11 protein-coding genes are annotated in these 15,089 nt (G+C 57.5%); 5 read left to right on the top strand and 6 right to left on the bottom strand.

Annotation, left to right across the window (positions count from 1 at the left end; genetic code table 11):
* Window positions 1-184 precede the first annotated feature (184 nt).
* Complete coding sequence (locus J0A66_RS10550; protein ID WP_206573780.1) at window positions 185-550, top strand: DUF4168 domain-containing protein; 366 nt, start codon at window positions 185-187, stop codon at window positions 548-550.
* A gap of 93 nt (window positions 551-643) precedes the next feature.
* On the opposite strand, the gene J0A66_RS10545 is transcribed toward J0A66_RS10550, so the two are convergent.
* Window positions 644-1,543 (bottom strand): LysR family transcriptional regulator, encoded by a 900-nt coding sequence (locus tag J0A66_RS10545; RefSeq protein WP_206573779.1) that lies wholly within the window; start codon window positions 1,541-1,543, stop codon window positions 644-646.
* Between the two features lie 93 nt (window positions 1,544-1,636).
* On the opposite strand from J0A66_RS10545, the gene J0A66_RS10540 reads away from it, so the two are divergent.
* The 4 genes from J0A66_RS10540 to J0A66_RS10525 all read left to right on the top strand — a co-directional run bounded on the left by J0A66_RS10540 (window position 1,637) and on the right by J0A66_RS10525 (window position 6,006).
* Window positions 1,637-2,845, top strand: coding sequence for a multidrug effflux MFS transporter (locus tag J0A66_RS10540; protein ID WP_206573778.1), 1,209 nt, complete (start codon window positions 1,637-1,639; stop codon window positions 2,843-2,845).
* A 101-nt stretch (window positions 2,846-2,946) separates the two neighbouring features.
* Window positions 2,947-4,143 carry a XylR family transcriptional regulator gene (locus tag J0A66_RS10535; RefSeq protein WP_206573777.1) on the top strand — a complete coding sequence of 399 codons (1,197 nt, stop codon included), beginning with the start codon at window positions 2,947-2,949 and terminating at the stop codon, window positions 4,141-4,143.
* A 100-nt stretch (window positions 4,144-4,243) separates the two neighbouring features.
* Entirely contained in the window at window positions 4,244-5,275 is a 1,032-nt protein-coding gene (locus J0A66_RS10530) for a substrate-binding domain-containing protein (protein ID WP_206573776.1), read from the top strand.
* Window positions 5,272-6,006 carry a CBM9 family sugar-binding protein gene (locus tag J0A66_RS10525; RefSeq protein ID WP_206573775.1) on the top strand — a complete coding sequence of 245 codons (735 nt, stop codon included), beginning with the start codon at window positions 5,272-5,274 and terminating at the stop codon, window positions 6,004-6,006. The genes J0A66_RS10530 and J0A66_RS10525 overlap by 4 nt, the downstream gene beginning before the upstream one ends.
* 22 nt (window positions 6,007-6,028) lie before the next feature.
* Here J0A66_RS10525 and J0A66_RS10520 read toward each other — a convergent pair whose 3' ends face one another.
* The 5 genes from J0A66_RS10520 to J0A66_RS10500 all read right to left on the bottom strand — a co-directional run bounded on the left by J0A66_RS10520 (window position 6,029) and on the right by J0A66_RS10500 (window position 14,756).
* The gene (locus J0A66_RS10520; RefSeq protein WP_206573774.1) at window positions 6,029-8,479 is read right to left on the bottom strand and encodes a glycoside hydrolase family 94 protein; all 2,451 of its coding nucleotides are present in this window, start codon (window positions 8,477-8,479) and stop codon (window positions 6,029-6,031) included.
* Window positions 8,480-8,530: 51 nt separating this feature from the next.
* Window positions 8,531-10,384 (bottom strand): sodium:solute symporter family protein, encoded by a 1,854-nt coding sequence (locus J0A66_RS10515; RefSeq protein ID WP_206573773.1) that lies wholly within the window; start codon window positions 10,382-10,384, stop codon window positions 8,531-8,533.
* 124 nt (window positions 10,385-10,508) lie between these two features.
* Entirely contained in the window at window positions 10,509-11,036 is a 528-nt protein-coding gene (locus J0A66_RS10510; RefSeq protein WP_206573772.1) for a gluconokinase, read from the bottom strand.
* Window positions 11,029-13,398 (bottom strand): GH36-type glycosyl hydrolase domain-containing protein, encoded by a 2,370-nt coding sequence (locus tag J0A66_RS10505; RefSeq protein ID WP_206573771.1) that lies wholly within the window; start codon window positions 13,396-13,398, stop codon window positions 11,029-11,031. Before J0A66_RS10505 ends, J0A66_RS10510 begins: the two co-directional genes overlap by 8 nt.
* The gene (locus J0A66_RS10500; protein WP_206573770.1) at window positions 13,395-14,756 is read right to left on the bottom strand and encodes an MFS transporter; all 1,362 of its coding nucleotides are present in this window, start codon (window positions 14,754-14,756) and stop codon (window positions 13,395-13,397) included. The genes J0A66_RS10505 and J0A66_RS10500 overlap by 4 nt, the downstream gene beginning before the upstream one ends.
* Window positions 14,757-15,089: the final 333 nt, after the last annotated feature.

The following is a 15,089-nucleotide window of genomic DNA, read 5'->3' as shown; positions in this document are numbered from 1 at the left end:
TCCCTGTTAAGACAAAAGTATACACTCCCTGGAGGGATCTTTCCTCATTCAGGCCGGAAAACTAAGATAAAGCCTGAATAAACATAAGGTTAGATATTTTGTGCAGACTGGCACGGGGTTCGCTTCAGGAGCAATGGGAAAATATTCGATCCACCCGGGTCGATCAGTTAAAGGAGAAAACTCAATGCGTAATCCTCTATTAGCCAGTGTTACCCTGCTTGCGGCCCTGTTCACCGGCATGGCGGCGGCCCAGGCACCCCAACAGCCTCCTCAACAGGCCCTGACTCAGGAAGCCATCTCAGATGCTCAGTTGGAGAAACTCGCCAGCGCGATGGATGAAGTGCGTTCCATCAGCGGCAAGTATTCCGGCCCTTATCAGCAGGCGGAAGACACCCAGGAGGCACAGCAAATCCAGCAACAGGCACATCAGGAAATGGTCGCCGCGGTTTCCCGGGCAGGTTTTTCTATCGACGAATACAATGCCATAGTGCAACGGCTGCAGACTGATGCACAACTGCGCCGGCGTCTGAACAATCTGACCGGAGCATAAATAATCCCAAGTCTACTAATGATGTGCTCTGAGTGGACCAAATCATTAACAGACTGGGTATAACAGGCCGTATCGTCCGGATACGGCCGTTGTCTACCTTCCTTTTGAAGTGATCTTTTTAGCGCTTGACCTGGAAAGTTGCTTCCGTAGCCACTGGTGCAGGGGGCTGCGATGCAGTCTGTGGTGCCAGTACAGATAGACTTTCATGGCCGGGATGTCGAAGGGCAATGGCAGGATCTTGATGTTGTGCAGGGCCGACAGGTAAAGGGCAAAGCTGCGCGGCAGGGTAAAGATCAGGGGGGAGCCTTTGAGCAGTGGCGGAATCTGTGAGAAAGTCGGCAGACGCAAGGTCACCTCCCGGCTGCAGCCTGCCCGTTGCAGCGCCGAGTCCACCCGGGCCACGACGTTGTCGGCCACATTAAATACCCCGTGCTTATGGGCCAGGTAAGTGTCAAGGTCCAGGTTCTGCTCGTTCAGCTCACTGTCCCCATCCACCACCGCCACAAAGGTTTCTGTGTTCAACAGGCTGCGATGCAAACCTGCGCGATTATCATCCAGCGGAATGATCACGAAATCCAGTTCACCGGCCAGCAGCGCGTCGAGGGACTGCAGGCTCTGCTGGCGGAAGGACAGGGGCAGGTTGGGGGCCTGACGCTGAATATGGCGTATATTGTCTGCCAGCAACAGTACATCCATGTCGGTGCTGGCAATCCTGATGCTCTGGCTGGCCGTAGCCGGCTCGAATTGCTGGGCATTACCAAGTTGTTGCAGGGCGGGCAGCAATTCGTTGAGCTGGCGCTGCAACTGTATGGCCTTGGGTGTGAGCTGGTAGTCACCCCCTGCCCTTACCAGCAGATCGTCGTCAAACTGCTCGCGCAGCCTGGCCAGGACCCGGCTCATGGCTGACTGGCTCAGATGCACCGACTGGGCGGCACGACTCACATGACGCTCCCGCAACAGCGCCTGCAGGGCGGGCAGCAGGTTCAGATCCATTAATCATCATAAAAACGCATAGCTTGTATACATATTATGCATTGGTGGCATGGGTTTGTCTGCCGTAGACTGCATTGTCATAAGGGAGAATTCATGTCGTCTAACTCATCCACCCCATTTAACTGGCTGATTTTGCTGCTGGCGTCCATCACGGCCGTCACGCCGCTGGCCATCGACATGTATTTGCCTGCCTTTCCCGCTATTGCGGTGAGCATGGACACGGATATCGCCCTCGTTCAGGTGTCTTTGAGCAGCTACCTGGCCGGTTTCGCCCTGTCGATGCTGATTTTCGGCCCGGTGGCCGATATTGTCGGTCGCCGCCCCCTGGCCCTCTGGGGGCTGGCGGGTTTCATGCTGGTCAGTGTGGCTCTGTGTTTTGTCAAGGATATGACCTGGTTCTGGATATTGCGCACCCTGCAGGCCATGGCCGGCGGGGCGGCTGCGGTGGTGGTGCCCGGTATCGTCCGTCACCTGTATGGCGAGCATACGGCCAAAGGCATGTCTTATGTGTCCCTGATCATGATGATTGCACCCCTGTTGGCGCCGAGTCTGGGCAGTCTGGTGATGCACTGGTTCGACTGGTGGGCGATTTTTGCCGCCCTGGCCATCTACGCCTTGCTGCTGTGGCTGCCGGCCTTTCACTGGCTGCCGGAAATCGCCACCCGCGAGCGCAGCGGGTCCTGGTTCAGACTGTTTTTTGCCAGCTATGTGGAAGTCCTGGGCAACAGGACGGCGCAGCCCTTTATCGCCATCTCCATGTTTGCTTCTTTTGCCTTTTTCGGTTACCTGACTGCCGTACCTGTGGTGTATATGGAACATTTTGGCGTTTCTGAAAAGCTCTTTGGCCTGTTGTTCGCCGCCAACGTTCTGTCGCTGATGGCCGGTAACCTGCTCAACAGCCGGGTGGTGGTCAGGTTAGGCTCCCGGCGCATGTTGCACCTGAGCCTGCTGGTGGGGCTGGTGGCTGCCGGTTCCCTGCTGCTGGTCAATCTGATGGAACTGGGCCTGTACGCCACCTTATTGTGTATTATGCCGCTGATGGCCTCCCTGGGATTAATGGCTGTCAATGCGGATGCCCTGATCCTTATCGCCTTCCCCCATCACTCGGGCACGGCGACTGCAGTGATCGGCACCCTCCGATTTGGCAGCGGGGCGCTGGTGGGGCCCATTCTGGCCGCCAGCCACAGCGGCACCGCCGTGCCTTTTGCCAGTCTAATGTTTGTGGCCGTACTGGCCATCGGCGTGACGCAACTGATTAATCCGATTGGTAGTAGTTCCCAGAGGGGTTACGAAAAAACTTAATTCAGTTTTGAATTATGTTTTTTGTTTACCGGCGCTGCCTTGTCAATCTATGCTTGGACTCAAATGTTAATATTTGGTTACAAAACCAGCCAGGTGAAACCATGTTCAAGTCCAGGCACAGCATCAGTCTGTTGTTCAATGCCAATAAAGTCTATGACCGACAGGTCATAGAAGGCATAGGGCACTACCTGCAGTCTTCCCGGGTGGATTGGGATGTCTATCTGGAAGAGGATTTTCTTTGTCGCCTGGAACACATCCATGAATGGGGCGGTGACGGCGTCATTGCCGACTTTGACGATGTGGATATCCAGCAGGCCCTGGCCGGTTCAGATAAACCCGTGGTCGGGGTGGGCGGTTCCTACGGCAATCCGGAGGATTATCCCCCTGTTCCCTATGTGGCCACAGACAACCTGGCACTGGTACAGGCGGCTTATGAGCATCTCAAGCAAAAGGGGCTGGAGCGTTTTGCCTTTTACAGCGTCCCCCACGACCAGCACCATCGCTGGGCAAGGGAGCGGGAGAAGGCGGTAACGCAACTGACTGCTCAGGATGGTTATGACTGTAAGATTTACCAGGGACATTGCACCAGCCCGGACACCTGGCAATATGCCATGAACCGGCTGGCCGACTGGATCCACAGTCTGCCCAAGCCAGTGGGTATCATCGCAGTGACGGACTCCAGGGCCAGGCACCTGCTGCAGGCCTGCGAGCACACGGGCATCGCGGTGCCGGACAATATTGCCATCATCGGCATAGACGATGACGATATCGCCCGTTTTCTCAGCCGTATCAGCCTCAGTTCGGTGACACAGGGCTGTTTCGAAATGGGTTATCAGGCCGCCAAGTTACTGCATAAGCAACTGAACAAGATCGATATTGGCAATAAACGCATACTGATCCCACCGGCCGGGGTCGCAGCCCGTCAGTCCACAGATTTCAAGGCGTTGCGCGATCCTCATGTGATTCAGGCCATGCACTACATACGCCAGAATGCCACCCGCGGCGTCAAGGTTGAACAGGTCACCGATTTTGTCGGCATCTCACGTTCCAACCTGGAACAGCGTTTTCGCTGTGAGCGGGGGCACTCCATCCATACGGAATTGCATAATCAGAAGCTGGCAAGGGCTTGCAAAATGCTCACCGAGACCCAGATCAGCCCGGCGGACATAGCCGGCATTTGTGGTTACCCGTCGCTGCAATACATGTATGCGGTGTTCAAGCGGCACTTCGCCCAGACACCTAAAGAATACCGGCAAGCAAAAGAGCACAAGGAGAATGGCCAGGCTGCCACCGGCTGAGCTAGTTCGACCAGTCTGCCCTCTGTATGAAAACGTTTGCATCTTGTGCGTCCGCCGTTAGACTGGGCACAGAACAAGCAACTGAAAAAGGCGAACATCGGTGCGCAAAATGGGGATAAAGGATATCGCGGCGCTTTCGGGCGTGTCACCCGCCACGGTATCGCGCACCCTGCGTAATCCGGAACTGGTCAATAAAGACACCCGCAAAAAAGTCATGAAAGCGGTCAAGGAGTCGGGCTACCGGCCCAACCGTTTCGGCTCCAGCCTGCGTACCCGGCAAAGCGGTAATATCGTTGTGGTGATGCCGGATATTACCCATCAGGTCAATGCCGGCATTATTCGCGCCATCGAAAGCGAAGCGCAGAAGCACGGTTATTCCGTGCTGCTGGGCGATACCCAGGGCCTCATCGAACGCGAACGACATTATGCGGACATGGTCAATTCGGGGCAGGCCGATGGCATCCTGTTGTTTACTCCCCGCCTGCCTTTCGATGTGGATCCCGACCAACCCCTGCTCAAGCAGTTACCCCCTTTGGTCAGCGGCAACGAGACCATCCCGGTGGAAGGACTGTGCAGGGTATCGGTCAATAATACCGCGGGGGCCCGGGCGGCCACTGAGTACCTGCTCAGTCTGGGTCACCGCCGCATTGCCGCGGTGCTGGGAGCGTCCGATGCACCCAGCAACCAGGAGCGCCTTGACGGTTATCACCAGGCCATGGATGAGGCCGGTCTGCAGGTGGATCCACAGTGGATAGTGGCCGGTGATTACAGCACCGACTCGGGCATGGCGGCGATGGAAAAACTGCTCAAATTGCGCCAAAGGCCGACGGCAGTGTTCTGCTTTAACGATGACATGGCCATTGGCGCCCTGAACGTGCTGCACCAGTATGGGTTTGCCATTCCCCAGGATATTTCTGTGATGGGCTTCGACGATATCCGCTATGCGGCCCTGATGCGTCCGGCTCTGACCACTATCCATCAGCCGCTGGAAGACATTGGCCGGGCCGCCATGCAGTTGTTGCTGGAACAACTGAACGGCCGGCAACCGAAAAACAACTATGTTGAATTGCCCTTTGAACTGATAGTCCGGCAAAGTACCGGCCCCGTTCCCCTGCAGGGAGAATCCGAATGAATCGATCCGGCCTTTGGGCGCTGTTGATGATACCGGCCTGCGCTCTGGCCGCCAATCCGGTCCAGCACAGCGGCCTGGCACCGGTGATTGACGGTGTGGGTGAGGATCCGGCCTGGCAGCAGGCCGACTGGCGGCCCCTGTCCCATCTGATCACCGGCAGCATGCCGGCCCAAGAGGATTTTTCAGGCCGCTTCAAATTGTTGTGGGACGAGGACCACCTGTATCTGCAGGCTGAGATCACTGACGATGTGTTGTTTGACCACCATCCTGATCCCCTGATCCAGTACTGGAACGACGATGCCCTGGAGATTTTTATCGACAGTGATGCATCGGGGGGTGAACACCAATACAACCACAGTGCCTTTGCCTACCATATCGCACTGGACAATCAGGCCGTGGACCTGGCCGAGGACGGTCGGCCCGCCCTGTACAACGACCACCTGCGCAGCCGCTGGCAACGCAGTGCCGACGCTCCCCATGTGATGGTCTGGGAAGTGGCTATCCGCCTCTTTGATGATGCCTACAAGGACGGCCGGGCCAACCCGCCGTTGGCGTTGCAGGCGGGCAGAAAAATCGGCTTTATGCTGGCCTATTGTGACAACGACGGCAGTCCTGAGCGGGAGCATTTTGTCGGCTCAGCGGATATCCTGCCGGTGGAAGGGGACAGAAACCGTGGCTGGCTGGATGCGGGCGTATTTGAAAGCTTTGTGCTGGCCGGGTCGTCTGATTGACCCGACCTGCTGACAGGGCTGCTTAGTCCGCAGTCCTCAAGGTGGCGACAATACGGTGTCGGCCGCCAAAGCGTGCATAAGGGATCAGGTTACCCTCAATGGCCTCTCCGTCCACCTCCAGTTCCACCCTGCCCTTGCTCAGTCCCTGCGGGTTTCGCACCTCTATCTCATAAAGTGCCTGACGGAAAGTCCGTTGCGCTTTGAAGCCCGGCCACCGGGCTGGAATACAGGGATCGATACGCAATCCTTCATAGTCGGGACGGATCCCGGCCAGATACTGACTGGCGGTGTAGAAACACCAGGCAGCGGTGCCGGTCAGCCAGGAATTCTTGGCCTGGCCGGGGGTAGCCGCATCCCGTCCGGCGATCATCTGGCTGTACACATAAGGTTCTGTCTTGTGAAGTCTTTGCTTTTCCTGCAGAAAGGCCGGACTGATGCGGGCGAAATACTCATAGGCCTGATCGCCACGACCCAGCATGCTTTCGCCAATGATTATCCAGGGATTGTTATGGCAGAAGATGCCGGCGTTTTCCTTGTAGCCGGGTGGATAAGAACTGATTTCGCCCAGGTACTTGTCGTAACCGCTGAATGCCGGCTGTTGCAGCATAATGCCGTGCTCGCAGGCCAGTCGTTCGCTGACCGCATCCAGTGCCTGACGGGCACGGCCGTCGCCCAGGCCGATGCCGGCCATGACGCAGAAACCCTGGGATTCGATAAAGATCTTACCCTCATCGTTTTCGGCACTGCCTATCTTGCGGCCTCTGGCATCAAAAGCGCGCAGGAACCACTGGCCGTCCCAGCCGTGTTGGTTCACTGCCTCCACCATGTTGTCCACCTGCTGCTGGGCCCAGGCCGCCAGTTCAGTCCGGCCGGTGTGGCGGCACAGGGCGACAAATTCGTTGCCATAGAGTACAAACTGGCCGGCAATCATCAGGGATTCGGCTACATCCGAGGCGCCGCGCTGGGTGGTCTGATAGGACTCGTTGGGATCCTCGGAGAAGCAGTTGAGGTTCAGGCAGTCGTTCCAGTCGGCCCGCCCAATCAGTGGCAGGCCATGGGGGCCCAGGTGGTTGACCACGTGTTCGAAAGCCCGTTTGAGGTGCTCGAAATGGGTAAAGTCCCCTGGCTCGTCATCAAATCCCACCCTGGCCTCAAGGATGCTGAAATCGCCGCTTTCCTTGATGTAGTTGACGGTAGACAACACCATCCACATGGGATCGTCGTTAAAATTGCCGCCGATATTGGCGTTGCCCTTCTTGGTCAGGGGTTGGTACTGGTGATAGGCCGAACCGTCTTTTTTCTGGGTGGCGGACAGATCCAGGATCCGCTCCCGTACCTTGTCCGGGACCATATGGGCAAAGCCGATGGTGTCCTGGTTGGAATCGCGGAAACCCATGCCACGACCGATGCCGGACTCATAAAAAGAGGCGCTGCGCGACAGGTTGAAGGTCACCATATTCTGGTACTGGTTCCAGATGTTCAAGGAGCGGTCGAAACGCTTATCGGGGGTTTCAATCTGGAATTTGTTTAACTGGCTCAGCCAGTACTGCTGCAGCCGGTCCAGTTCCGCCTGGCATTTTTGGGCGCTGTCATAGCGGGTCAGCAGATCTTTGGCCGGAGCCTTGTTAATCACCCCCGGGGCCGCCCATTTCTGATCATTCGGTAACTCAACGTAGCCCAGCACAAAGACCAGCGTCTGGCTTTGCCCTGCTTGCAGCTGCAGGTCGATATGGTGTGAGGCCACAGGTGACCAGCCATGGGCCAGGCTGTTGCCCGCCTGACCCCGCTCCACCGCCAGAGGCCGGTCAAAGCCACGGTAGGGGCCGAGAAAACTGTCACGGTCCGTATCGAAGCCCCGGATGGGGTGGTTGACCCCGTAGAAGGCGTAATGGTTGCGTCGCTCCCGGTACTCGGTCTTGTGATAGATTACGTTGCCGTCCACTTCCACCTCGCCGGTGGACAGGTTGCGCTGAAAGTTGGCGCCATCGTCTTCGGCATTCCACAGGCACCATTCCAGCAGGGAGAACAGAGATACCTGCCTGGACACCGCATCCAGGTTGGTCAGCTCCAGGCGGTAAACTTCGGCGGTCTGGCCCAGGGGCACGAAACAGGTCAATTCGCTGCGTATCTGTGCCTTCTTAGCGATAAAACGGCTGTAGCCCAGGCCGTGGCGGCATTCATAGTGATCCAGTTCGGTTTGCACCGGCCGGCCGGCTGCCGACCAGACAGTGTCAGCGGATTTGAGATAGAAGTAGCGGCCACCCTGATCCGCCGGCACATTGTTGTACCGGTAACGCAGCAGGCGTCGAAATTTGGGATCCCGGTAAAAGCAATAGCCGCCCGCCGTATTGGAAATCAGCCCGTAGAAACCGTCATTACCCAGATAGTTAATCCATGGCGTGGGCGTAAAGGGACTGGTGATCACGTATTCTTTGTGCTGGTCATCGAAATAACCGTATTGTTGTTCAGTCATGGTTTGTCTTCTGTATGCTTCGTTCGGGATGCCCGGCGCCTGGCGCGGGCGTTAATCGCTCAGCCTGTCGTACCAGGATTTCTTCAGTACCAGGGCGCTGATCACCAGCACCAGCAGGCAGGTCAGTCCTGACTGCCATTCCTGGATGACGATAAAGATGGGAAGCGCCACCAAGGAGGTCTGGGTGACTATGCCCACCAGAATGTTGAACATGTCGCGGCGGAAATTCTGATTAGCGGTGAAATCCGGGTGATCGGCCTGTACCTCGCGCCTTATGGGACCCCAGAAACCCCAGGGATTGACCTGGCGGTAAAAGGACTTGAGCAGTTGTCGGTCATCAGGCGGGGTCAGCAGGCTGGTGCCGATGCAGGCCAGGGCTGAAAGCAGCAGAATGGCCGGAAACACATACAGGGGCACGATGTCCGAAGCCATGGCCGGGAATAGATGGCGATAAAGGGGAGGCAGCAGCAGCGCGCAGACGATGCCGGCCAGCATGCCCCAGAAATAACCCAGGCCGTTGAGGCGCCACCAGTACCATTTGAGTACGTTGGAAACCACGTACCCCCCCCAAAGGCCCGACACCAGCCATTGCAGCACGCTGTTGATACTCTGGACATACAGCCCGATAAAGGTGCTGATCACCACCACGGCCACCGAGCACAGGTAGCTGGCCCGGATCAGGGTCTTGTTGCTGGCGTCCGGATTCAGGTAACGCAGATAGATATCGTTGACCAGATAGGCAGGGGCGGCGTTGACCGTGGAGGCAAAGGTCGACATGAAGGCGGCGATAAGTCCTGCCAGCAACAGGCCCATGATCCCCACAGGGGCAAATTCCAGGATGGCGCTGGGCAGGATATTCTCAAAATCCAGTTGTCCGCCGCTGACCAGATCCAGCCTGTCATAGTAGACCACGGCCAGTACGGTGAAGCCGGCAATCATAAAATAGCGGATGGGCATCAGCGCCACCGATACGAAACCGCTCATCAGCGCGCCCTCGCGGGGGCTGCGAGTGGCCAGGATCTTCTGCATATCGTAATTGGGCGCCGGCCCAGCAGCGCTGACAAGAATGCCCTTGAACAGCATCATCATCACGAAAATGCTGAACAGGGAATAACCGTCAGACAGTATCTTGTCGTTTACTTCATCGATAATGCCGGTCCAGTCCAAATCCAGGGTCCAGCCGAAGAAGGGATTGCTCCAGCCCTCCGGTGTGGCGGCCTGAAGCGCCTCGGGGGAAACCTGCACCATGGCGATAATGCCGATAGCCAACGCTGCCACCGTCATTATTGAAAACTGCAGCACATCGGCCCAGACGATACTCATCATGCCGCCCAACATCACGTATAGGGTGGCGATGGACGTGAACACAATGCCGTAAAAGTGCGGCACATATTCGGCGCTGAGTGAAAAAGGCAGGTAAGGGGATATCACCTCCCAAGGCAGGAATATCTCAATGAATTTGCCCACTCCGACAAAGCCGTAGGCCAGAAAGCCCAGCACGCCGATCACCGCAAAGACCACCACTATCATATGAGAGAGTTTGCCGCCGGTGCCGTCGCCAAAGCGGGTACGGATCCATTCGGCGCCGGTCAGTACATTGGAGCGGCGCAGCCAGACGGACAGGTACACCATCAGCACTATCTGGTTGAACACGGGCCACAGCCAGGGGATCCAGATACTCTTCATGCCATACACGAAGCACAGGGTGACCAGCCACATGGTGCCGGAAATATCGAACATGCCGGAGGCGTTGGACAAGCCCAGCATATACCAGGGCAGCGCCTTGCCGCCCTGATAGTAGGCTTGCAGATTCTGCGCCGCCCGGCGTTTGAGATAAAAGCCGATGCCGATAATGGCGCTCAGGTACAGCAGGATAATAACAATATCAACGACAGCGATTTTCATGGGTGATGGTAAGCCTTTTCAACAAGGTATCCGGTGACAGCCACGGCGGTTTTGCAAAACGGTAAACCGGACTGAAAACGTTTTCAATGATTAATTTTCATATTCTTAACATTTTGTCGGCGGCTCAGGACCTCTCCGTCTTTACCGGCCACAGCACTGATATGGCTGCAAGGGCGCGGGACAGCAACTGCGCCGGTCGGTGCTGGATATCCAGCATCAGGATATCCGGCTCTGCCTGCGGCAGTTCCAGGTCGCGGAACTGGCTGGTCAGCAAGCTGGCGGGCATGTAATGGCCTTCCCGGCTTTTCAGGCGCCGTTTTATCAGGTCAAACTGGCCGTGCAACCAGATGAACCGGGTATCGAAGCCGACTTCACGAAAGCGCTGACGATGGCGGCGGCGCAGGCCTGAATACGCCAGCACGGTGGGAATGGGGTTTTGCTGAAGATGGCTGCACATGGCGGTCAGCCAGGGTTCGCGTAATCCGTCATCCAGGGGCTGGCCCCTGGCCATCTGGTTTTTAGCCTGTACGGAATGAAAATCATCGGCTTCCATAAAGGCAAAGCCCAGCTCCCCGGCAAGCTGCCTGGCCAGGGTAGTCTTGCCGCTGCCGCTGACTCCCATCAAAACAAGCAATCTGGGTGCTTCAGCCATGGTCCTCCCCCATTGGCAGCAGCACGACAAGCCGGTAGCGTCGGCCGGACTCCAGATGGCCGACACAGTCCCCCTCCAGCCGGACTCCGTCGAGGTAAAGCTGCTGGTTTAGAAGGGCCTCTTTGCGCATTTCCACCTCAAGCTCCGCGCCCCGAAAGCGTCGTACCGCCCGCACTCCAGGCCAGTGTTCCGGCAGTTGCGGACTTACCTGCAGCCCCTGGCTGCAGCCTTTCAGCCCCAGCAGTCCCTCGATCACGCAGCGGTAGTACCAACCGGCGGTGCCGGTATTGAATAACTGGCTGGAGCGGCTTGCCTGGTGGGGTAACTGGTGATAGGCGCCCCGGTAGTAATTGGGAATAAACACCGGCAACTGGCCCCGCTGCTGCCAGTCGTCCAGTCCCGGCACCATTGCTTTGAGCAGGGTGAAGGCCCTTTCCCCCAGCCCCTGATGGTACAGGGCGTAAACAAAGAACATGGCCGCATGGTTGTACACCGAGCCGTTTTCGGCGGTACCGGGAAATTTCTGGGTAAGACGACCGATATCCTCCACCATGGAGGTGTAGGCGGGCGCCAGCATCATCGGGCCGAAGGGCGTCATCAGTTTGTCCTCGATGGCCGCCAGCATACTGGACTGACGCTTGGGATCGGCCGCGCCGCACAACATGGCCCAGCTTTGCGGATTCAGGTAGATTTGCCCCTCGTTGTCTCTGGCCGTGCCGAACAAGCGCCCCCCGTCGGTGATCCCCCTGGCGTACCATTCATCGGCCCAGAACCAGTGATTGGCCAGTTGGTTAAGCTGTCCAGCCTGCTCCTGCCAGTATTGGCTCTGCTGGTTGCGGCCACCGGCGGCACAGATCTGCGCCCATAAAGCGAAGGCATAGGCGCTGGCCAGGGTCAGCCACGCCGAGACTCCTTTACCCTGATAGCCCACCATGTTCATGGGATCGCACCAGTCGCCCTGGCGAATCAGGCTCAGGCCCCGGTCATCCCGGGCTTGCAGCAGCCACTGCATGGCCAGTTGCAGATGGGTAGCCACCGGCAGTTGCTCATTGCTGTCGGCAAAGCCAAGGCATTCCTCCAGCAGGGCATAGTCATCTGTTTCATCAAGATAGGCCTGCAGGCAGATGGGCAGCCACACGCAGTGATCCGCATGGGGCACCTGATTGATATATTTCAGTTCGGCCTGTTCATTCAGCAGGACACCGTCCGGCATTTCCCCGCTGCGTTTTTGCTGGCGAAGGGCGGTAACAATGACCTGGCGGGTGCGTGACGGCTGCAGGTACGCCATGCCCATGCCGTCCTGTAAATAGTTGCGGGTCTGCGGGTCGGTGGTCAGGCGGTTTACATCGCCGTGATAGTAAAGCTGACGCACCAGCCAGTGATTGACAAACTTATCGAAGTCCTCATCCGGACTGTGGATCTCCCCACAGCCCCGGCCGTTTTGGATATAGTCGCGATAGGCACTGGCCGCCCGATCGAAACCCGCTCCCCCGCTGCCGAAAAAATGGTCGCGCAACGCCGCCAGCTCTGCGTCGTCCCGGACCGGGGCAAATACAAAGCGCCAGCGGCGGTTCTGTCCGCTTTTCAGGGTCAGGCGGTATTGCAGAATGGCGGCCGGTACTTCGTAGTTGGCCTCTCCGTTGTCCAGCAGTTGTTGCTGCAAGGCACTGGGGGCATGGAGCCCGCCTTCTCCTTCAAACACCTGCTGCCGGGCTTCCCAGGCCTGTGGCGGTGTGTCGGCCAACAGGCAGGTCCAGTCCCGCAGGTGGCGGTGGTTGAAGTAGTCCTGCACTTTCTGGTACGGCGTGACACTGCGGCAGACCAGCGCCTGATTGGACGCATCAAAATAGCCCGACTGATTCATCCACGAGCGGTAACCCACCGGGAAATAGGGATACAGACTCAGATGGCGCTCCTGCTCTTGCAGGTTGGTCACCGTTACCGTCCACAGCTCAGCAGCCCGGTCATCGGCCAGGGTCAGCTCCATCTGCAGCTCTATGCCATGGGCGCGGATCTGCCAGCCGATGCAATGGGGCTGGTGAACAAAGCGGAAGCTGGCCAGTGGCGCCCTGACAGGTTCATAGGGTGCGGAGAAGAATGCCCCGCTGTGCTCGTCTTTTACGTAGAAAAATCGCCCCGGATGATGGGCATAATAGGGCTGTTCCGGCTGCATGAAGGTTTTGGCCTCAAGCATCGGCCCGCCGGCATATTTGGCCGGTTCAGGCTGCATGAACTGAGCCACGGCATAGCCTCTGCAGTTCATCTGCACCAGCATATGGGCATTCCATAAGAAGCCGCCGGCCAGAGGCATGGCGGTGGGGCTGTGCAGGAAACAATGGCCCTGGTCATTGTATGCGATCATGGGGTGCTCCGGGCGGGGTCTTCCAGTTGCAGCTCGGCATGGATCTCAGCAAGCTGGGTGCCGGTGAGGCTGTAGTGACGCACCACCAGTACCGATAGCAGAGCGAAACCTGCCGGGATCAGGGTCATCAGCAACTGGATGGCCAGACTGGACTGGCTGGACTGAACCACATTAGCTGCGTAGCCCAGGGCTCCGAGCATCCAACCGATGGTGGCGCCGGCCAGGGCGCCGCCGAGTTTCTGGGAGAAGGTGGCGGCTGCGAAAATCATCGCGGTAGCCCGCCGGCCGGTACGCCACTGGGAATAGTCGGCCGTATCCGCATACATGGAAAACACCAGGGGGGATTTAGGTCCCAGGGCCAGGCCGATGGCGAACTGCAAGATAAACATCAGGGTGACCTGAGTCGGATCCAGTAAAAAGAACAGGGCCGAGAGCACCGCCACCAGGCTCATCAGTACCAGCAACAATGCCCGCTTGTCGAGATAGCGGGTCATCAGCGGGGTCAGGGCGGCGCCCAGGGCCAGCGACACCATATAGACGCCGGTAAACAGGCCGATTAAGTCTTCCCGGCCCACATAGTATTTGAAGTAGAAGGTGCCGGCACTGGCACGCAGACTGATAGTGACCATGATGGTCATGGCCAGCACAAACAGCACCAGCCAGGGCTTGTTGGCCCACAGATCCCTGACATCCTGCCAGATGGGGGTGCGCTGGCCTGCTGGTGGCTGAATGCGCTCCCGGGTCGTGGCAAAGGTAATGCTGAACAGGATAAGCGCCACCAGCCCGTACAGGGTCATGGTCAGTTGCCAGCCCAGGGCCTCATCCCCCTGACCCAGCCAGCTCACCAGCTCCGGGGTCAGCCAGGCTACCAGGGTGCCGCCGGAGAAGGCGCCGATAAAACGAAAACTGGTGAGGGTGGTGCGCTGCTGGCTGTCGGCTGTAATGACGCCCAGCAGTGCGCCGTAAGGCACGTTGATAAAGGTATAGGCCAGCATCATAAAAATATAGGTGCCGTAGGCCCACAGCAGCTTGCCGTCCTCCTGCAGGTCCGGCACGGTGAAGGTCAGTATGCCCGCCGCCGCCAGCGGCAATATGCCCCACAGCAGATAAGGACGGAACTTGCCGAAACGGCTGCGGGTACGATCCGCCAGCGCGCCCATCAAAGGGTCGGAAATCGCGTCAATCACCCGGGTTACCAGCATCATGGTGCCCACTGCCGCTGCCGGCAGACCAAACACGTCCGTATAGAAGATAAACAGAAACACGTCGAACACGCGCCAGTAGAAGTTGGACGCCACGTCCCCCATGGCATAGCCGAGTTTTTCCTTCAAGCTCAGTACAGATTTCAGATCAGACATGGTTGCTTAAGTGATTATTCACGCTGTTGGGTCAATCATACGCAGAGGACAGATCAATTGAAAACGTTTTCATATTATGATTTTATACATTTAATTAACAAATTAACTCTAGGGCGTGTTTATCTTTCATATTGACGCTCGGCTGGAGGCCATTTTTTTGCCCGGCCAGAAGGGTTGAGGCTAAAAACCCCTCACTCCGCGTTGCTCCCAACTTATTTGGATGGCTAAACGGCGTTGCTCGCGCCTTGATTGAGGGTTTTTTAGTTCTTAACAGAGGCCAATATGAAAGATAAACACGCCCTGGTTAGTCCGGATACAGACGAAAGAAAAGGT

The sequence above is a fragment of the Bowmanella dokdonensis genome, from assembly GCF_017254865.1.
In the GTDB taxonomy this organism is placed as follows: Bacteria; Pseudomonadota; Gammaproteobacteria; order Enterobacterales; family Alteromonadaceae; genus Bowmanella; species Bowmanella dokdonensis.
This window is presented reverse-complemented; position numbering and strand designations above follow the sequence as displayed.